The sequence below is a fragment of the Acinetobacter junii genome, from assembly GCF_018336855.1.
GTDB classification, from domain to species: domain Bacteria; phylum Pseudomonadota; class Gammaproteobacteria; order Pseudomonadales; family Moraxellaceae; genus Acinetobacter; species Acinetobacter junii.
This window is the reverse complement of record NZ_CP059558.1, coordinates 2,778,954-2,798,497: the sequence shown is the minus strand read 5'-3', so window position 1 is coordinate 2,798,497 and position 19,544 is coordinate 2,778,954. Positions and strand designations below refer to the sequence as shown.

General features: G+C 36.3%; 20 protein-coding genes. 11 read left to right on the top strand and 9 right to left on the bottom strand.

Annotated features, from left to right (window positions below; translation table 11 throughout):
• The first annotated feature begins 10 nt into the window (after nt 1-10).
• The 3 genes from H2677_RS12895 to H2677_RS12885 are packed head-to-tail and all read left to right on the top strand — an operon-like array spanning nt 11 to nt 2,745.
• Nucleotides 11-1,006: a Stealth CR1 domain-containing protein gene (locus tag H2677_RS12895; protein ID WP_004950348.1), complete on the top strand. Its 996-nt coding sequence runs from the start codon at nt 11-13 to the stop codon at nt 1,004-1,006.
• Between the two features lie 14 nt (nt 1,007-1,020).
• Nucleotides 1,021-1,779, top strand: a complete 759-nt coding sequence (locus tag H2677_RS12890) for a glycosyltransferase family 25 protein (protein WP_212638703.1) — start codon at nt 1,021-1,023, stop codon at nt 1,777-1,779.
• A gap of 54 nt (nt 1,780-1,833) precedes the next feature.
• Nucleotides 1,834-2,745 carry a glycosyltransferase family 32 protein gene (locus H2677_RS12885; RefSeq protein ID WP_099949139.1) on the top strand — a complete coding sequence of 304 codons (912 nt, stop codon included), beginning with the start codon at nt 1,834-1,836 and terminating at the stop codon, nt 2,743-2,745.
• A gap of 3 nt (nt 2,746-2,748) precedes the next feature.
• Here H2677_RS12885 and H2677_RS12880 read toward each other — a convergent pair whose 3' ends face one another.
• From H2677_RS12880 to H2677_RS12870, 3 genes are all read right to left on the bottom strand, one after another.
• The gene (locus H2677_RS12880; RefSeq protein WP_212638702.1) at nt 2,749-4,677 is read right to left on the bottom strand and encodes an acyltransferase family protein; all 1,929 of its coding nucleotides are present in this window, start codon (nt 4,675-4,677) and stop codon (nt 2,749-2,751) included.
• A 38-nt stretch (nt 4,678-4,715) separates the two neighbouring features.
• Nucleotides 4,716-5,621, bottom strand: a complete 906-nt coding sequence (locus H2677_RS12875; protein ID WP_212638701.1) for a lipopolysaccharide biosynthesis protein — start codon at nt 5,619-5,621, stop codon at nt 4,716-4,718.
• A gap of 182 nt (nt 5,622-5,803) precedes the next feature.
• Nucleotides 5,804-6,712 (bottom strand): glycosyltransferase family protein, encoded by a 909-nt coding sequence (locus H2677_RS12870; protein WP_212638700.1) that lies wholly within the window; start codon nt 6,710-6,712, stop codon nt 5,804-5,806.
• A 308-nt stretch (nt 6,713-7,020) separates the two neighbouring features.
• Here H2677_RS12870 and H2677_RS12865 point away from each other — a divergent pair, with 308 nt between their 5' ends.
• The gene (locus H2677_RS12865) at nt 7,021-7,833 is read left to right on the top strand and encodes a glycosyltransferase family 25 protein (RefSeq protein ID WP_212638699.1); all 813 of its coding nucleotides are present in this window, start codon (nt 7,021-7,023) and stop codon (nt 7,831-7,833) included.
• A 21-nt stretch (nt 7,834-7,854) separates the two neighbouring features.
• On the opposite strand, the gene H2677_RS12860 is transcribed toward H2677_RS12865, so the two are convergent.
• The 4 genes from H2677_RS12860 to H2677_RS12845 all read right to left on the bottom strand — a co-directional run bounded on the left by H2677_RS12860 (nt 7,855) and on the right by H2677_RS12845 (nt 11,808).
• Nucleotides 7,855-8,727, bottom strand: coding sequence for a lysophospholipid acyltransferase family protein (locus H2677_RS12860; RefSeq protein ID WP_212638698.1), 873 nt, complete (start codon nt 8,725-8,727; stop codon nt 7,855-7,857).
• Nucleotides 8,728-8,732: 5 nt separating this feature from the next.
• Entirely contained in the window at nt 8,733-8,954 is a 222-nt protein-coding gene (locus tag H2677_RS12855; RefSeq protein WP_004908914.1) for a hypothetical protein, read from the bottom strand.
• A 160-nt stretch (nt 8,955-9,114) separates the two neighbouring features.
• Nucleotides 9,115-10,896 carry an aspartate--tRNA ligase gene (aspS, locus tag H2677_RS12850; protein ID WP_004950367.1) on the bottom strand — a complete coding sequence of 594 codons (1,782 nt, stop codon included), beginning with the start codon at nt 10,894-10,896 and terminating at the stop codon, nt 9,115-9,117.
• Nucleotides 10,897-11,049: 153 nt separating this feature from the next.
• The gene (locus H2677_RS12845) at nt 11,050-11,808 is read right to left on the bottom strand and encodes a DUF4184 family protein (RefSeq protein ID WP_212638697.1); all 759 of its coding nucleotides are present in this window, start codon (nt 11,806-11,808) and stop codon (nt 11,050-11,052) included.
• Between the two features lie 133 nt (nt 11,809-11,941).
• Here H2677_RS12845 and znuD point away from each other — a divergent pair, with 133 nt between their 5' ends.
• Both znuD and H2677_RS12835 read left to right on the top strand, forming a co-directional pair.
• The gene (gene znuD / locus H2677_RS12840) at nt 11,942-14,017 is read left to right on the top strand and encodes a zinc piracy TonB-dependent receptor ZnuD (RefSeq protein WP_212638696.1); all 2,076 of its coding nucleotides are present in this window, start codon (nt 11,942-11,944) and stop codon (nt 14,015-14,017) included.
• Between the two features lie 78 nt (nt 14,018-14,095).
• Entirely contained in the window at nt 14,096-15,559 is a 1,464-nt protein-coding gene (locus tag H2677_RS12835) for a phospholipase D family protein (RefSeq protein ID WP_212638695.1), read from the top strand.
• Nucleotides 15,560-15,589: 30 nt separating this feature from the next.
• On the opposite strand, the gene H2677_RS12830 is transcribed toward H2677_RS12835, so the two are convergent.
• Entirely contained in the window at nt 15,590-16,036 is a 447-nt protein-coding gene (locus tag H2677_RS12830) for a hypothetical protein (RefSeq protein WP_212638694.1), read from the bottom strand.
• 168 nt (nt 16,037-16,204) lie between these two features.
• Here H2677_RS12830 and H2677_RS12825 point away from each other — a divergent pair, with 168 nt between their 5' ends.
• Nucleotides 16,205-16,690: an RcnB family protein gene (locus tag H2677_RS12825; protein WP_212638693.1), complete on the top strand. Its 486-nt coding sequence runs from the start codon at nt 16,205-16,207 to the stop codon at nt 16,688-16,690.
• Between the two features lie 138 nt (nt 16,691-16,828).
• Nucleotides 16,829-17,206: an RcnB family protein gene (locus H2677_RS12820; protein WP_004950382.1), complete on the top strand. Its 378-nt coding sequence runs from the start codon at nt 16,829-16,831 to the stop codon at nt 17,204-17,206.
• 36 nt (nt 17,207-17,242) lie between these two features.
• On the opposite strand, the gene H2677_RS12815 is transcribed toward H2677_RS12820, so the two are convergent.
• Entirely contained in the window at nt 17,243-17,740 is a 498-nt protein-coding gene (locus H2677_RS12815; RefSeq protein ID WP_004950384.1) for a phosphate-starvation-inducible protein PsiE, read from the bottom strand.
• Between the two features lie 428 nt (nt 17,741-18,168).
• Between H2677_RS12815 and H2677_RS12810 the strand changes: the two genes are divergently transcribed.
• The 3 genes from H2677_RS12810 to H2677_RS12800 are packed head-to-tail and all read left to right on the top strand — an operon-like array spanning nt 18,169 to nt 19,537.
• A complete protein-coding gene (locus H2677_RS12810) occupies nt 18,169-18,564 on the top strand; it encodes a type IV pilin protein (protein WP_004950386.1) in 396 nt (131 codons plus the stop codon).
• Nucleotides 18,561-19,034 (top strand): GspH/FimT family pseudopilin, encoded by a 474-nt coding sequence (locus H2677_RS12805; RefSeq protein ID WP_099949129.1) that lies wholly within the window; start codon nt 18,561-18,563, stop codon nt 19,032-19,034. Before H2677_RS12810 ends, H2677_RS12805 begins: the two co-directional genes overlap by 4 nt.
• Before the next feature lie 2 nt (nt 19,035-19,036).
• Complete coding sequence (locus tag H2677_RS12800; protein ID WP_004950390.1) at nt 19,037-19,537, top strand: type IV pilus modification PilV family protein; 501 nt, start codon at nt 19,037-19,039, stop codon at nt 19,535-19,537.
• Nucleotides 19,538-19,544: the final 7 nt, after the last annotated feature.

Below are 19,544 nucleotides of genomic sequence, written 5' to 3'. Positions count from 1 at the left end.
GTTTTGATTTATGAGTCAGGGTTTACATCCGCTTGATATCGTCATCGCATGGGTCGATGGGAATGATATCTCTCTGAAAAATAAACGCCGTCAATTTATGAATCAAAACGAACCATCAAATGCTTTGGATGATACTCGTTTTGCAAGTAACGATGAAATCTATTTTTGCATCGCCTCAATTCTTAAGTATGTTCCATATGCAGGCACGATTTATGTCGTGACGGATCAGCAAACACCTTTGTGGTTAGACCAATTTTCCCAGCAAGGTTTATGTCCTGCTGAAAAAATAAAAATCGTTGATCATCAAGAATTATTCCGTGGATATGAGTTTGCTTTACCGACATTCAATTCATTAAGTATTGAAAGTATGTTGTGGAATATTAAAGGGATTTCAAATCATTTTATTTATCTGAATGATGATTTCTTTTTCAATCAACAGTCTGATTTAAGTGATTTTCTTATTGATGGTCAGATGGTGATATATGGACATTGGCAAGTAACACTCATCAAGAAAATGAAATATATTTTCCGAAAATTCTTACAGCAGAATTTTGGAATGGTAGCTGAAGCGAAATATTCAACGGCTCAAATGTTGAGTGCAGATCGCGTGGGAATGACTAGATATTACGAAATTCATCATCGCCCTCATATTCTCAGTCGTGATTTGCTCAGTACTTACTTTAAGAATAATAAAGAGCTTTTAGAGCAGCAAATTCAGTTCAAATTTAGGAACATTGATCAACTGTTACCAGTGGGATTGTCTAATCATTTAGCAATTCAATCTGATCGAGCCATTTTAAAAGATGATATTGATATTGCTTATTTAAAAGATGGTCGTGATTTGGAAAAATTTATATTAGCTTTATCTAATTCTGAGATTAAATTTGGCTGTATACAAAGTCTAGATCAATTGGAATCATTAGCTGAAGGACGCATCCGAGCCGCACTGATTCAAAAATTTACAGGGTTTTTACCCAGCCAAATTCAACCGACTACTGTGGTCTAAACGAAGGAAAGCAAATGAAAGTTGTGACTTATCTTATTAATTTAGACGGCAGTGATCAACGTTTAGCAAGTGCGACAGCTCAGCTCAATCAAGCGGGATGGGATTTTAGCCGATTCTCTGCTTATGATGGGCGAGGTAAAGCCTTATCTGAATTTGAAAACTACGATGATCTTGCTGCTCAGAAAATATTAGGGCGTAGTTTAATCAATTCTGAGTTGGGTTGTTATCTAAGTCACTATGGTTGTGCTGAAAAATTTCTAGAAACGGATGCCGATTATTTAGTTGTCTTAGAAGATGACATTGAAGTGTTGCCTAACTTTAAACAGAAGCTTGAATCTTTATTAAGTTATTTAGATCAACATAAAGAGTTGGATTGGTATACCGTTAATATTGCTGCTAAAAAGAAAAAATTAGCAAAAGACATTGTTGAGTTTGATCATTATACCTTGTGGCATGCATATTATTTCCCAATACGTGGTGTAGGCTTGGTCTGGTCTCGAAAAGGAGCTGAACAGTTTGTACAACTGGGTAAAATCATGACCGTTCCAGTCGATATTTTCTTCCAAAGTTGGTTAAGTAAAACAGGAAAAGGGCTTGGTGTTTGGCAGCCATTTGTGCAGCCAGCAGGTCTGGATAGTGATATTTTAGGTACTGTTGCTGCTCAAGGTATCAAACGCAAGCAACTTGAGAATCGAAGTGCTTCTCATGGATTTAAGAAGCAGAAGCGTATGTGGCGTGATCGCATTTATGCAATTAAACATTTAATGTCTTGAGTCCTAGTTATAGACTGTAATAAATAATTTTCTTTATTTTGTTGAGTACATTTTATGAAGTTTTTTAAGAAGCTCTTCTATCTTTTGAAATTTTATACAATGTATTCAAACCAAAAAAGAGAAATCAATGAGTCAATAGATAACTACGCGGACCTGATCGTTCTCAATCCTGGTGAGCAAAATGCAGTTATTCCTAAAATTATCTGGATGTATTGGGAAGGTACGCTACCTGAGTTTGTGCAGAAGTGCGTTGACAATATAAAAAAGAACAATCCAAACTACGTTGTAAACTTTCTAACACCTAATAATGTCAAAGAGTTTTGTGATATTGATTATGGTCGTTTAAAGCATGCGACACCACAACAGAAAGCTGATCTCATTCGATTTGAATTAATTTATCAACACGGTGGGATATGGTTAGATGCCAGTACAATTGTTTATGAAAATCTAGATTGGATTGAAAAGTTAGTTGCTCAACATCAAACGAACAGTTTTGCCTACTATCGAAAGAAAAATACTACTTGCCCAGACTTTCCTGTTTTAGAGAATTGGTTATTGGCAAGTTCTGCCAAAAATATGTTTTTTAAGTCTTGGTTTGAGGAGTTATTCAAAGCTATAGAATTAACACCAAAGGTTTATATTCAGCAGATTAAAGAAAATAACGGAAATTATCAGGACTATTTTCAAGAGATAGGCCGTTTAGAATATTTGGTTGCTTATGTTGCCTGCCAAAAAATTATGCGTACCACTTTACCGAGCATGACCTTGATTAACTGTGATCGGAATGCTTTTTTCTATCAAGTAAAAAATAAATGGATGAAAGAAAAAGTGTTGATTGATTTTGCCCTCAATTATCCGCCAGTTGAAAAGCCTAAGCTGATCAAACTGGCAGGAAAAGAAAGGGGAATATTAAGTCGTTATTACAGTAAAAAAATGTATTTTAACGACTCGTTTATTGATATCTAATCACTACTTTTTAGCAATAAAGTTTTCTAATACTTTAAATTTTGGTCGTGTTTCAAAGTATTGTTCAGATGCTAATGACCCAACAATTGAGATATGACGTCCATCAAATGAATACGGTGTGTTTTTGGTTGCCATATGATCTGATTTAAATAGATCTGCTTGGCTTAACAGGAGTGTATTCGGATGTTCTGAAACGATTTTATTAATCACACTCGTTGCATATTTTTGCTTTGCAGCGAGTGGATTGTTCATATACTCATTTAGATTAAAGTCTCGCTCTAACCATATTGCACGTTTGAAAATTGAGCTGATGTTTTGATCAAAAGTATATGGTTCAGACATTACGATCACTTTCTTATTATTCATTTGTGCAACTTTGAGTAACTCACTAAATGAATTCTGCTGATTTTGACGAACAATATCAGTCCAACGACCAGCAAAAATAAGAACGTCATACTGAGCTATATGATTCTTCAGATAGTTTCGGTTGATTAAGCACTGCTGATAAGCGGTAGATGACTTGTCACCTGTAAATTCTTTATCAAGACTTGGATAGCACCAATTCGTACTGATCGTATGGATGTTCAAGTTTAGTTTTTTGCCTAGACCATCCCAAAATGGAATATTGTGACCTGCAAATGAATCTCCAAACAAAAGAGCTGATTTAGCATTTGTTGAGTTAGATGCTATATGACATTTTAATCCATTTTCTCCAACAGTCAGACTATGATCATCTTTAATGTTATAGAAACACCAACCATTCGAGACCATAGGCATCTGTATTTTCTCAATACGCTTTAGGTATTCTGCATCGGCTCGATTTTCTAACCCATCCTTACCTAGAAACTTATAAAATGGATAGAGAATCGCAATGCTCAAGATAAAAAGTAGATAAACATACTTTTTATTGATTTTATTCAGGTGAATACGACAAGGTTCAATATATTTGTAACTTAACCATCCTAAAACAAAAGATAATAAAAGAGCAAAACTGATATTGATAATATTTTTTTGAATAAGGAAATAGCTCAATAAAAATGAGATCGGCCAATGCCACAAATAAATAGAATATGAAGCACTGCCTAAACTCTGTATAAACTTGGGTTTCGTTAGTATAGAGTTTTGACGGTTGGCGATTAGAATTAAAACTGTACCCAAAACAGGAAGGGATGCAGCATAACCAGGCCAAGGCGTATCTTTGGTTAAAAAAATCAAGCTTAGCGCTAAAAGTCCAAAACCTGTATATTCAATAATTTTTTGCTTAATCGATGATAAAGAATATTGGTTAAAATAAAAGTACACCAGTCCACCTGCAATTAACTCCCATGCACGTGTTGAAAGTTTAAAGAAAGCATATATCGGATTTTCTGGTGTAAGTTTTACAGACAACAAAAATGAGCAAGCAAACAATATTAGAAGTAATATGCCTATATATTTAGTTTGTTTTGTAAGCTTTTTAAATGTGTACAAAATGATGGGAAAAAGGATATAGAATTGCCATTCAACAGCTAAAGACCATGTATGCAGTAATGCTTTATCATGTGAGCTAGTTGCAAAATAGTCTCCTGATTGCTCATAGAAGAGATTATTTGATAAGAAAGTGAGACTGTATCTCGCATCTTTAGCGAAGTTTTTTAGGTCTTCTGGGATAAATACAAATAGACCCAAAACCGTTAAAACTAAGACTAAGAATAATAGTGCGGGATAAATACGAATAATTCGAGATAAGTAAAAATCAACAAAAGAAAAATTATTGTGTTCAAGCTTTTCCACAATGATTTTTGTCATCAGATAGCCTGATAACACTAAGAAAACATCAACGCCCAAGTATCCAGCGGAGAAACCGAATACATTGAAATGGAAAAGAACAACAAAAACTACAGCATATGCTCGAAGTCCATTGATATCCGTTCGAAATTGCGATCCGATCATTAATAATTACTAAAAAGCAAAAATTATATTTTACAGAATCAAGGTTTGATGAGCGAGTTTGTATTAATTTTTTTAAATGATTCAACCGCACTATTTAGTGAAAGATTATAAACATCAATATGATTTTCTTTAAAAAATTCAGAAGCTGCATCAAATGCAGGTAATGTTAAATCTAAATATTGGTCTAACATTGTAGGTTGTTTGTTTTCTTTATCTTCATAAAATCTAGGCTGTGAAAAATTATTCATATCTAGACCAGCAATATAGATTTCTTTGAACCCAATAGAATATGCTACCTGTAATGCAACGTAAGCTACTGTAAAATAATCAAAAACAGCATTAAAAATATTGGTAGAGAAACCGAACTGACCATATAAATGAAAATAAGATTGAGATAGATCAACAGGCGTCTGTTTACCCATAAATAAATCAATCGTTTTATCTTGTGAAATGGTTTCGATCACTCTGATGGAGCATTTAATTGTATTAGGATGAATTCTTCTCAAGATTACATCAAGGCATCTTGGTGTTGTAAAAAGGGTACAATCACTCTGCAAGACTTTCATCACGAGGTCAAAACGATTACCCGTAAAGTTGTGATCGATAATTACATAATATTTGAAATGAATATAATCTAATGAAATTGCACCATTTACTCCGATGAAATCATATTCTGGATTATTAAAAATGTTATGGTCAATGTTCTTTACTGATGGTCCTGTTGCAACGAGGACACATTTCCTTTTGCTAGTTGTAACTTGATTCGTATTATCTGCAATTAATTTTTTACGGAAAAAGACTTTTTCTAAGTCACCCTCGGCATTACGCTGCACAGAAAAGTATGGCCAATAGCGACGATTATGCTTATATTCTTTAGGCAAACACATTTTATAAATAAACTTAGTGATATTTCTGAAAATATGGTGAAAAAGAAAAGGTTGCATTGCTTGGCTCTTGGCAGATTACTTTTAAAAGATGACTATATTATTTAGCGTGCCAATTATATGCCAATTTCTTTAAAACAGTTATTGAATTGACAAAACACACGATAAAAATAAAAATCAACCTAAACACATATATTTAAGTTGATTGTTATTGCTAATTTTGGGATGAGATTGCTAATCTGTTAATCATCCAAAGAAAATTTATTTTTATCTTTAAATTTTGCTTTTAATTTGTGTAGTGAATTACTAAACCAGTTTCTTTGTTCGTCAGGGCGTGTAACTTTATTGCCTTGATAATTGATTTGAGTCGCTTTTTGAAATGGGCCATAAGCTTTTACTAAATAGTCTTCAGGATTATAACCATTATCCAATGCTTCTTGATAATATTGATCAAATAACTCAACTAAGTCTTGTCTTGGATGAGGCATGATTTTTCCATCAAACCAATGTTTTTGATTGTTTTTTTCTAGGCGCGGTAACGAGTATTTATGGCTAAACTGAGTACCCATGTCGGAGTAATGAAGAATTTTGATATCTTCTATTTTTAAGCCTTCACCATCGATACAGTTGTATGAACTATTGTAGTTTTGGACTAGATGTGGTTTGTCTTTGATTAGTTGCATTAATTTCTTGTGACCATCTGGATCAGATTGCAACGTTCTAAGTGATGGTAAATATTGTTTAGCTTTTTCACAATCCCAAACACAAGTACATAAACGAGCTGAACTTTTGCCACCTTTGGCGATGACGATTGCATCATCTTTCATCGGATGCGACCATAACTCTGCGATATCACATAAAACGATGACATCAGCATCCATATAGATTGAACGTCCTTCAAAGTTGGATGATTCTGGAATTGCCCAACGGAAACCAGAAAATGGGGTTGCCCATTTCTCAGTATGCCATCCTTCATGCGTTTCTTGATTGCTATACCATGGACTAGCAGGGTCATGGCTCAACTGCATCCATGTAATTTCAACAGGATGTTGTGTATTTTTACGGATGCTATAATCAAGCACCATCATTTGTTCTAAATCACAGTTATTTGGATCACAGCCAACAAAAATTCTAATTAATTCACTATTCATAACTAAACACATCAATAAAAATTATAAGAAATCAATGCAGTATATGAAAAGTCCATTTAGAGTCACTGCATCACAAGTTATCATCAATATTGTAATTTGAGTTGCCGCATAATACTAGAGCAAGGTCGCTATATTAGCCTGACTACTTTTGATATTATCTAAATAATTTTCTTGTTTAATAAGAGTAACTTATTTATTTACTCAAGATACATTTTTTAAAATCAATGTCATCAGGACAATCATATACAGCATTAAGAAAACGAAGTATCCTTGTCACGTTTAACATTTAATCCACCAATTATTATTTTATGAAGAATTTTGTTATTAGCTTAGCTTCAGCAACGGATCGCAGAAGTCACATTATTTCTGAATTTCAAAAACAAGGAATAGACTTCAATTTTTATGATGCCATTACTCCTGAGACCATGGCACAGGCAGTTGAGGATCTAGGTGTTGATATTTCGAAAACAGAGCTCAGAAAATGTGAGATAGCTTGCTTATTGAGCCATGCAGTTTTGTGGAAAAAAGCTGTGGATGAGAATTTACCATATATTGCAATTTTTGAAGATGATATTCACCTTGGTAGAAAATCTACCAGCTTTTTAACCAGTGATAAATGGATTCCAACTGAATGTAAAATTGTAAAATTGGAAGCATTCTATCCAAAAATCATCGTGGCTTTAAATTACAAGCCTTTAATCAACTCTAAGCGCAAACTTGCACTGTTAAAAGCGAAACATATGGGATGTGGTGGTTACATTCTCTCAAATGAAAGTGCTAGAAACTTATTGGCTTTATTAAAGCAATATGAAGTCTTGATTCCTGTTGATCATATTGTTTTTAATGATTATTTACAGAGTAATCCACAAGATATCTTCCAGATGTTACCTGCAATTTGTATCCAAGATCATAGATTGACTAAAAGTCATGATAAGTTTCCTAGTTTTCTTGAACAGGAACGCAACTTACGCAAAGGTGAGGATAAAACCAAAGTTAAACTTAGCCTTTTAGATAAAGCTAAAAGAGAGTTTCTACGTTTGGGTACGCAAACTGTAAAAATTGTGAAAGAGTTAGCTGTTCTACTACAGGGTGAACGTGTGGTTCGTATAAAATTTAAATAATTTCAATGAATAGTTTTGCTTTTATTTATTGTAGTGATTTCCTGCGATTTTATCGCCTCTAAATCTTTTATACCCCCACATGTATTCAGTTGGGAAGCGGTTGATCATTTGCTCTACCGCTTTATTTAATGCAGTTGTTGCAACTTCTATATCTCGATCATAAAGTTTAGGATCATCGAGATCATCACAGTAGACCTCAAAACCTTCACCATCCTCTCTTCGGAAACAACTTAATCCCACTAAGCGGCATTGAGTTTTTTGTGCCATTTTGCTGGCTAAAGTACTGGTTAAGCAGGGAACGCCAAAAAAAGGAACCACGACACCACCAGAGGGTTGAGGAACATGATCTGGCAGAATTACACTGAAACCACCTTGTTTGAGGTTTTTGAATAATGCTTTAACACCATTAGCATCAGTTGGAACAAGTGTCGCATTTAACCGTTGACGCGCATGTAAAGCAAAAGCATTAAATCCTGAGTCTTTCATGGGTTTATACATAATGGTAGGAATACCATATTGGTGTACCCATGCATTCATCATTTCCCATGTACCGAGGTGAGGGGTAATAATTAATGCACCGCTGGGGTCATTTAATGCATTTGTTAGTACATCTAAGTGATGAACCATCTTTATTTGCTGGATACTCCATTCTGGAGGCATTGCCCAGCATTTCCCAGATTCGATATAACTTAGACATTGCTTCGCCACGCTTTCTTTAGCAAGCTTTTCACGCTCACTCTCAGGAATATCTGGATAAGCAAGACTGAGATTTACCCGTGTTTTCCAAAGCATACTTTTATTTGGATTTTGATTAATAAAGTAAGCCGCCACTTTTGCAATACTGCGCAAAAATGCTAAAGGTAGAATACGGAGTAAAGTGGTATAAAACGACATTGCGATTAATCTTGTTTATTCGCGTTGCCTTTGAGGACCATATAAATGAGGGCGACAAAGATTAGAAGTGCACCTGCTAAGCTACTAACGCAAAAATATAAAATGCGTTCATTGGTCGTCATATTGAAAAGTTCATTTGCTAAGATATAGCGCATAAAAAACCATTGTGCCAAAGAAAACACAATAATCACAATTGCATGTCGACGTACATCAGGACGCATTGCCATAACAATGACCTCTCAATAAAAAGCAGTTCATTATGCCACTAGCATAGATATTCTCAAAGTATAAATTATCGTACCAACGCTCTCCAAAAGGAGGGGGTCTGATAGCCATAAAAAAACCCTGTACGAGACAGGGTTTTTATTTAATCCATAAAACTACAGATTATTTTTCTTCAGCTTTCGGCTTTTCACGTAAACGAATGCCTAAGTCACGCAATTGATTTGCTTCAACAGGAGCTGGAGCTTGAGTCAATGGACATTCAGCAGTCTTCGTTTTCGGGAATGCGATCACATCACGAATTGAAGATGCACCAGTCATTAACATGATCAAACGGTCAAGACCAAAAGCCAAACCACCGTGTGGAGGCGCACCATAACGTAATGCGTTCAATAAGAAGCTGAATTTTTCTTCCGCTTCTTCTTCGCCGATACCTAAAGCTTCAAAAATTGCTTTTTGCATTTCTAGTGTATAGATACGAAGTGAACCACCACCAATTTCAGTACCATTCAATACCATATCGTATGCAACTGATAGTGCCGCGCCTGGATTGCTCTTTACTTCTTCAACACTTGATTTTGGTAGTGTGAATGGGTGGTGAACAGAAGTCCATTTGCCATCATCAGTTTCTTCGAACATTGGGAAGTCAACGACCCAAAGTGGAGCCCACTCGCACGTTGCAAGATTCAAGTCATGACCGATTTTCACACGAAGTGCACCCATCGCATCATTTACGATCTTCGCTTTGTCAGCACCAAAGAATACGATGTCACCGTTTTCAGCACCAACGCGTTTGAGTAGGTCAAGTACGATTGGTTCGATGAATTTAACGATTGGTGATTGAAGACCTTCGATGCCTTTCTCAAGTTCATTGACTTTAATATAAGCCAAGCCTTTAGCACCGTAGATGCCTACGAATTTAGTGTATTCGTCAATCGCACTACGTGGTAGTGAACCTGCACCAGGAACACGTAACGCTACAATACGACCTTTAGGATCTTTTGCAGGACCAGCGAAAACTTTGAACTCAACGTCTTGCATTAAGTCTGCAACGTCAACGAGTTTCAATGGAATACGCATATCTGGTTTATCAGAAGCATAATCACGCATTGCGTCGGCATAAGTCATACGTTCGAATTTATCGAATTTTACATTCAATAATTCGTTGAACATTTTAACTGTTAAGCCTTCCATTAAATCCATGATGTCATCGTCACTCATGAACGATGTTTCAACGTCGATTTGTGTAAATTCAGGCTGACGATCTGCACGTAGATCTTCGTCACGGAAACATTTCGCGATTTGGTAATAACGATCAATACCACCTACCATCAACAATTGTTTAAACAATTGTGGTGATTGTGGAAGCGCGTAAAAACTACCATTTGAAACACGGCTTGGTACTAAATAGTCACGTGCGCCCTCAGGAGTTGCACGAGTCAAGATAGGTGTTTCAACGTCTAGAAAACCGTGATCTTCGAAATAGTTACGAATTAAGTTAGTAACTTTAGAACGGAAGCGTAAACGATCTAACATTTCTGGACGACGGATGTCCAAGAAACGATATTTCAAACGAATTTCTTCAGAAATATTGGTATTTTCGTCATTTAATGGGAATGGCGGAGTTTCAGAAGCAGCAAGAACTTCGATTTCTTTTGCCAAAACTTCAATTTGACCACTCACCATGTTGGCATTTTCAGTACCTTCATAGCGACGACGTACACGACCTGTAATTTTTAAAACAAATTCAGAACGTGCTTTATCCGCAGTAGCGAATGCTTCTGGTGTATCAGGGTCAATAACGACTTGAACTAAACCATCACGGTCACGCATATCAAGGAAAATCACACCGCCATGGTCACGGCGACGATGAACCCAACCGCATAGAGTAACTGTTTGATCGATTTGGGCTTCAGTTAAAGAGCCACAGTAATGAGTGCGCATCATATTGAATTATTTATCCAAACTATATTGGCTAGAAGGTGAATGCGTAAACAGCGCAGCACCAATGAAGGGGAGATTATGCCTTGTTGAACGTATAGTCTCAAGTCTTAATGCTTTAACAGAATCTTAAACATCCGCTTTTAATTAAAATGAGCTTTAGTTCTTATTTCGATCTAAAAATAATAGGACTAAACATGAGGCAGTAAATAGTATTAACCCTGTCTGAGTAAACTCATTAATTGATTTGCCGATAAAAAAATATCGTTCGGTGTTCCAAAGATCAGAATGGATGTGGCGACTATAGTCCCAGACAGATAGCATCCCAGAAATTGTTGAAATTATTAAGCTTATGATCGTGAATAATTTAATTTTTACAGGAACAGCTTTCAGTTGCTTATGGGTATGGTAATAGCTTTTACACATGCAAAAGATAAAAGGTAAAGCCACTACAGATGAAGTAATTTGCAATATGAAATGTAAGGGATAATTCAAACCAAAAATTGAAATATTCTGAGCCAGTAAATCTCTAAAAGCGAAAGTTCGAAAATCGAGATGCGTTAAACCATCCCATACGAAATGGGTTGCTGTACCGATGATAATTGCAAAACAAGTCATTAGTACGAACGCGACGATTTGATCAAACGATTTAATATTTAGAGGATGAATGATTCCAAGTACTCGATACATCACAGGGCGGTAGATCAGATACCAAAGTAAGCAGAAAAACAAACCTATCGGAAGGTTGGGAAAAAGAACTCCTGACCATTGGTGTGCGATAGGTAGATTGGCTTGAGTAAATAAACGATATAGATCTGGTGTCATGCATCCAATCGCCAAAGCAGCAATAGGAAGATGCCCTTTAGTCAGTTTTGATAATGGTGGTGCAAGTACAGCGTGGGAAAGTGTAAAAGGCATATCGTTAGAAAACGAGTTTTTATGAAATCATGGAGCAGCAGTGTAGCAAATGTTTTGTCTTGTGATGTTTCTTATTGCAAATTGGATGAAATGTTATAATATAACAAAAATAAATTGGTTCGAGATAATGTTCATGTTGTTTTATAAAAATATATTAACGCTGTCTATATTAGCAGCTGTTTCTGTAACAGCTTTTGCTGCTGAAAATGAAAAAGTTGAAAGCTTAGAAACGATTAGAATCAAAGCGCATCCATTGGAACAAACCTCACAGGATTTTGCGGTAGCCGATAGTGTGATTGATCAAGCTAAATTATCACAAGGTGCCGTAACAATTGGGGATGTACTTGGGCAACAAACCGGGATTTATTCAAATCAGTTCGGCGCTGGTTCAAGTCGTCCTGTCATCCGCGGTCAAGATGGTGCTCGAGTCAAAATCTTACAAAACTCATCTGAAAACATTGATGTATCGACCTTATCACCTGATCATGCGGTAACTGTAGATCCTGCATTAGCAAAACAGGTCGAAGTGATTCGTGGTCCATCTACATTATTATTTGGTGCAGGTACAGTAGGTGGTTTAGTCAATGTGATTGACAGTAAGTTACCTACGCAAATGCCTGAAAAAGGTTATGAAGGAAATGTTGGATTACGCTACAACACGGGAAGTGATGAAAAGCTGGCAAGTGCTGGTGTTACAGTTGGTTTAGGCGATCAAGTAGCATTACGCGTTGAAGGTTTAAAACGTGATGCGAATAATTACATTGCACCAGATTATTTTCATGAAGGTGAAAAAGAGCGTCGAGTTGATAATACTTTTGCTGAAGGTCAAACTGTAAATGTTGGTTTGTCATGGATCTACGATCGTGGTTTTACAGGGATTTCTTACAGTAATCGTCAAGATAAATATGGTCTACCTGGCCATAGTCATGAATATGAAAGTTGTGAGGCTCATTTAGTTGGGGCTCCACATTTACATTGTGGTGATCATGGACACGAAGATGAGCATGGTGGTGATCATCATGATGAACATGAAGGTGAACACGTACATGAAGCCGGACCGTGGATTGATTTAAAATCTGAACGTTATGACATTCGTTCTGAATTAGACAATCCGTTCAAAGGTTTTAAGAAGTTTAGAGCGCAAGCAAGCTATACAGACTATCAGCACGATGAAATTGAAGAAGATACGATTGCTACTCGCTTCAAGAATAAAGCATATGATGGACGTGTTGAGTTGGTACATAACCCAATCGGTGCATGGGAAGGCGTGATAGGTACTCAGTATGGACAACAGAAATTAAATTTAACGGGTGAAGAAGCATTTTTAGCGCCAAATACGACAAAAAAATGGAGTCTTTTTGCCCTAGAACATGCTCAATTCAATGATGTACATGTTGAGTTGGCAGCTCGTGTGGATCAACAAAAAATCGATATCGAAGATTCAAGTAAGAAAGATTTTGATGGTTCAGCATTTTCTGCTTCAGGTGCCGCTAACTGGGAATTTGCACCAGACTATAAACTTTCTTTAGTTGCATCGCATCAACAACGCCTACCACTAGCTCAAGAGTTATATGCTGATGGTAAACATTTTGCGACCAATACTTATGAGTTAGGAAATGATCAGCTCAAAAAAGAGCAGTCGAACAATGTGGAATTAGGCTTCCATTATGATAACAACCGTTTTGATTATCATATCCATGTTTATCATAACTGGTTTGATGACTACATTTACGCACAAACTTTAGATCGTTACGAAGACTTCCGCTTAGTAAAATATACTCAAGACAAAGCACGTTTTTATGGAGCTGAGGCAGAAGCTGCTTACCAAATTTCTCCGACATACAAAATTGGTGTGTTTGGTGATTACGTGCGTGGAAAAATTGACAATGAAAATGCTCCACGTGTTCCAGCGGGGCGTTTAGGGACTAAAGTAAATGCTGATTTTGGTGATGGTTTCACTGGATCTGCTGAGTATTATCATGTCTTTAACCAAGACAAAATCACGGCATATGAAACCGAAACACAAGGTTATAATATGTTGAATCTTGGTGTCGCTTACTCGGGTGAATATAGTAATTTAGGTAATTATCGCGTTTTTCTAAATGCAAATAATCTTTTAGATGATCAAATTTATCAACATGCATCGTTCCTTTCAACGATCCCGCAAGTTGGTCGTAATTTTACAGTTGGTGTAAATTTTAACTTTTAATTTTCACTGAAATCTTATTGAAATATCAATCTATAAGCTCTAGCCTTGGTTCATTAGGCTAGGGCTTTTTCTGTTTATATGCGCATCTTCCAAAGAATTCATCAAAAGTTAAACTGGTCAGGTCGACGTTACATGGCAGTGATATTATGTATTTTAGCGATAGGATATATTGCTTCTGCAATTTATCATACGGTGAAACCTCTTCCTAAAGGTTTGAATTTCACTGGTCAATTACGTCATGCCAATGTGAAATTTCTAGCAGACCAAACTTATGTCGATGCGCAAGGAACGCAACATCTCAATCAGAAAATTTTTACTGAAATTTTTAAATTAATTGATGATGCACAAACCACAATTGTGCTGGATATGTTTTTGTTTAATCAAGAAGTAGGTCAATCCAAGGTTCAGCAAATCCCTTTGATGCAAAAATTAACAAATGCACTGATTCTAAAGCGACAACAGAACCCGGCCATTCAAATTGTATTGATCACTGATCCAATCAACTCTGTATATGGTGGGATTGCACCTGAACATTATCGTTCATTGCGCCAAGCAGGTATTGATGTAATCGAAACAGATTTGAAACCTTTACGTGCATCTAATCCACTTTGGTCTGGTTTTTGGTATATCTGTTGTCAGAATCTAGGCAATAGTTCAGAGGGTGGATGGCTAAAAAATCCATTTGGTGACGATAAAATCACTTTACGTAGTTATTTAGAACTCTTTAACTTCAAAGCAAATCATCGAAAAACTTTGGTTGTGGATACGGAACAAGGTTGGAAAAGCTTAGTGACTTCTGCAAATCCACATGATGGCAGTTCACATCATAGTAATGTTGCTTTAGTTGTAGATGGTCCAACTGCGGTTGATATGCTACAGACAGAGCAAGCAGTTGCATCTATGTCTAAGGGCTCAAGTCCTGTTGTGATCATGGGTGCATTTGCTGAGGATAAGAGCTTGCCACAAGTGCAGGTACTGACTGAAAAAGCAATTTATGATGCTGTAATCAAGATGATAAATGAGGCTAAAGCTCAAGATCATTTAGATATTGCTATGTTTTATTTATCAGAACGACAAATTATTGAGGCACTTAAACAAGCTAAAAAGCGTGGTGTTGATGTGCGGATGATCTTAGATCCGAATAAAGATGCATTTGGTCGACAAAAAAATGGTATACCCAATCGACAAGTTGCTTCTGAATTGAATGCTGTTGGTATTCCGATTCGATGGTGTGATACTCATGGAGAGCAATGTCATAGTAAAATGCTGCTTAAATATAATCATCAGCATGCAGAGTTGATTCTTGGTTCTGCAAATCTAACTGCGCGCAATTTAAAAAATTATAATCTTGAAACCAACATGAAAGTTGTTGGGAATACACAAGCACAGGTTTTTCGTGATGCAGAGACATATTTTAATTCATCGTGGAATAACCTAAATGGTCGTCAAATGACGGTTGATTATGCAAAGTATGCAGATGAATCAAAATTAAAATATTGGATATATCGTTTTATGGAATGGTCTGGATTGTCGACGTTCTAAAAAGAAAGAGGCTTATAGCCTCTTTTTTTATTATGGATTAGGTGGAATCAACTGATCCAAATCCTTATCAGCAAGTTGATCTAATTCACTTAGATCAGTTTGAATTTTCCACTGGATTTCATCTTCAACAGGGTTGGGCAAACGTGCTTCAAGCCAATCACAAACGGTATTGGGATCAAATTCAGGATGGTTACATTGAATGACCCATGCCAAAAAGTCCTTTGCTTCACCATTCATATAGGGTGGTGGTGACACAGGGAAAAATTGTGTTGGTAAGCGCTCGTTGGTTGATAAGTAATTCAGAACATGTCCAAGTTCTTGAACAGTTTGCCATGCTAGTGCGTGTTCTACATTAATACTAAATTTAAACCACCACGCATGTTGCTCGTCTGTGCCATGTGCAATGATTCTTTCCTTTTGCACGCTTGGAATTTTAGAAAAGAAATCGTAAAGACGGTCAAAATTCATTTCAGACACTGAACCACTCCAATACTAAAAAAAAGATATTAACATACTTAAGTTAAGCTTCATTCAACATCAGCTCATCTTGTAAATTTTACTGGTTGTCGAAAAAAATATTATTACTACAGTGCTGGTGTTTTTCTGTACTAAACTAATTGTAGAAATCATTTTGAGGCACTAGAAATGAGGAAAAATAAACTTCAAATTTTGAGTTTAACTTTGGCGATCAGTGCTTTGCCAGCCTTAAGCTACGCAAATAACTGGAGCGGCTATCGAGGAGTTGAGCGTCGTCCATATCATGAATCTCAACAAACTTATCAACCTCCAGCTCAAGATCCTTTTGCGTTCTCAAATCAGCGTTATACACCTACAGCACCACCGAAGGGGTATTATTATCAACCCTACCAAAATAATCACTACTCTTACCAATATCGCCCAAGTGTCAGTATTGAATACTATCCTGAGACTCACTCTGAAAATACATATCACCGAGAGGCATTTGTAGTCGGAAATGAGTTACCAAGTGAGTTTCGGAGTGAGCGTTATGTGATCCGAGATTGGGATTATTATTCTTTACGCGAACCACCACGTGGACGCCATTGGGTGATGATTGATGGAAGATATTTTTTAGTGACTGATGATAATTTTAGAATCGAAATTATTCGATGAGTTTTAATACTTTGGGTTGAGATATCTCCATAGTTTCTCAGTATTGATTACAAAGTTTTGCAATCTCATTCGTTTTATTCATGGTTTCTCCTAGAGTTTTGCTTAATCTGAGTTCAGATCAAAACAGAGGATCAAACAATGAAAAAGACAGTTATGTTGTTGGTATCAAGTTTAATGTTTGGTGCATCTGCTTCAGCAATGGCAGATTCAAATCGTTGGAACAATCATCACGACTATAAAGATCGTTATGAGCAGCGTTACGATCGAAATGACCACCGAAATGATCATAGAGATCCACCGCGATGGTCAAATGCAGATCGTGGAAACCATTATGGACAACGAGTAAACTTTAAACGTGGCGAGCGTTTACCATCGGAATTCCGTAGTAAACGTTATGTGGTTTCAAACTATCGCTATCATCGTTTATATCAGCCACCACGTGGTTATAACTGGATGCAAGTACAAGGAAAATACGTGTTGGTTGATTCAAAATATCGTGTTTATCGAATCGCATAACTTAATGAATTTAAAAGCAGCCGTAAGGCTGCTTTTTTATGCAAGCTCATCGTCTTGAGGTCGAGGTGTTTTATTTGCTGGAATTTGCTGTTCCTGCTCTTTGCCTCGGATCACAGAGGGGTAGTTCCATGAAGCAAAACGGACAATCAGAATAGCCAAAGCTAAGATCAAAATGGATCCTGTGATGATGACCTGATCCATAGACGCTTTGTGATTATGTTGAATATCTGCGATAAGCAAGCGTGTAAGTGCTGTGATTGCAACATAAATCAGAAATCGTACAGGCATATGGTTGGTTTTGAAGTAAATTCCAACCATAGCGCCAAGCTCTAAGTAGATAAATAATAATAAAATATCATCAATCGTCGCATATTTTTTGACGGTTAAAATATCAATTACGGTATGAACTGCTGACCACGCGATCATACAGCCAATAATAAACAAAGCTAAATAATGGAATGCTTCAACGGCATAGTGACCAAATCTGTCAAATAAGCGTTGAATGCTTTCGAGTCTCTCTTTTGAAGTCGGCATAAAGATGAACTATTTTTAATAGGGTAATCGTGATGGTATGTAATTTGAAGGGTTTTGACTACTGAGATGGAGCATTATATAGCGCTATAAGAAGTGTTTTTACAATTGATTTACTACTTGGTTAAAGTTTTATTTTTTATGAAATAATTTTTAACTGCTTGGTGGTTGTATTGAGTATATTATATTTGTTTGAGTGTTATAATTTTCATGATGAAACTTTTTTTATGCTTTATTAATCAATATATTATTTTTAAATAATATTTAAGTAATAAATTTTGCTACACAAATTTTGAACAATAAAATCAATTAAATGACATTTTGCGTCACTGTGATTTTATCTTTTGATAAAGCATAAAATAAATCATATTATTACAAAGCACAATTTTGTCTAAGAAAAATTTATATAAATGCTTATGCTAGGGTGGCAAATGAAAGCTTCATCGGGGTTTACTTTAATTGAGTTAATGGTTGTAGTGGCAATTATTGCAATTATTGCATCTATTGCTATACCTAGTTATTCAAAATATATCGTTGCAAGTCATCGTACAGAGGCTCAGGCAGCGATGTTGAATTTAGCGCAATTTCTAGAGAGCAAATACAATGCATCCTTTAGTTACCCAGCAGTTGCAGATATTCCTGCATCATTAAAATCCCCTGAAAACGTCAATACTTATTATACATTCTCAATTAGTATCGGTACTGCATCGCAGACTTATACGATTACTGCAACACCAACAACTGCGCAATCTGATAGTCAATGTGGGACTTTGACTTTAAAAGAAGATGGTGCGAAAACACCAACGACCTCAGGATGCTGGAAATGAAAAAAATAAAAGCATTCACTTTAGTAGAACTATTGGTCACGATTGCTGTTTTGGCAATTATTTCAGCTTTCGCACTCCCAAATCTAAGTAATATGTTAAACAACTCAAAAGTAAAAACGAGCAGTGGAGATATTTTCAACTTTCTTCAACAATCTCGAACTGAGGCGGTAAGACTTGGGAAAACAGTGACAGTCTGTGGTAGTTCGGATGGGACAAATTGCTTGAGTGCAAATAAAACCAATTGGTCAACAGGTCTAATTGCAAAATCATCTGCTTCAACTACACCAATACAAAAATTAAGCTTTGGAAACTCGCAACTTTCGATTACAGCACCTGAAACAATTTCTTTTAATCCTGTGGGATCCACTACAGCTGAACATGAGATTACCGTGGCAATCACGGGTGCCGACACTTATTACGTTTGTGTCGAGATTATCGGTAGAGCATTCAAAAGTAAGACAGGGTGCTAATCATGAATAAAATGAACTCACAACAAGGATTTGCATTATTTGAAGCACTAATCGCAATGTTTATCACTGCTGGTGTGTTATTGGGGCTTGGCATACTGCATTTAAAATCTATGCAGCAAAGTGCATTAACAACACAACGAACGATAGCAACTATTCAAGCGAATGATTTAGTAGACCGCATGTGGGCAAGTGTTTGTTCTTTGGATGATAGCTCGGGTCAGGTTTCATCAACAAAAATTACAGCTTTAAAAGTACAGTGGCAAAATCGTTGGAAAGTAACAGGGAATAACAGTAGTTTTGTTCAAGGTCTTACTTCCAATCAAAAAGCCTTGCATGGTCGTATGAATGGTTGGTCTGGAAATCTCGAAGTCGAGAATGCCACGAAGAGACGATACAAAATCACAATTGAATGGGAAAACAAAAAGGCAAAATGGTATGCCGCAGATCCTGCTCAAAAAGAAACTTTTATCTATTATTTTTCAGTGCCTAAATGTGAAGTGTAATAGAGGA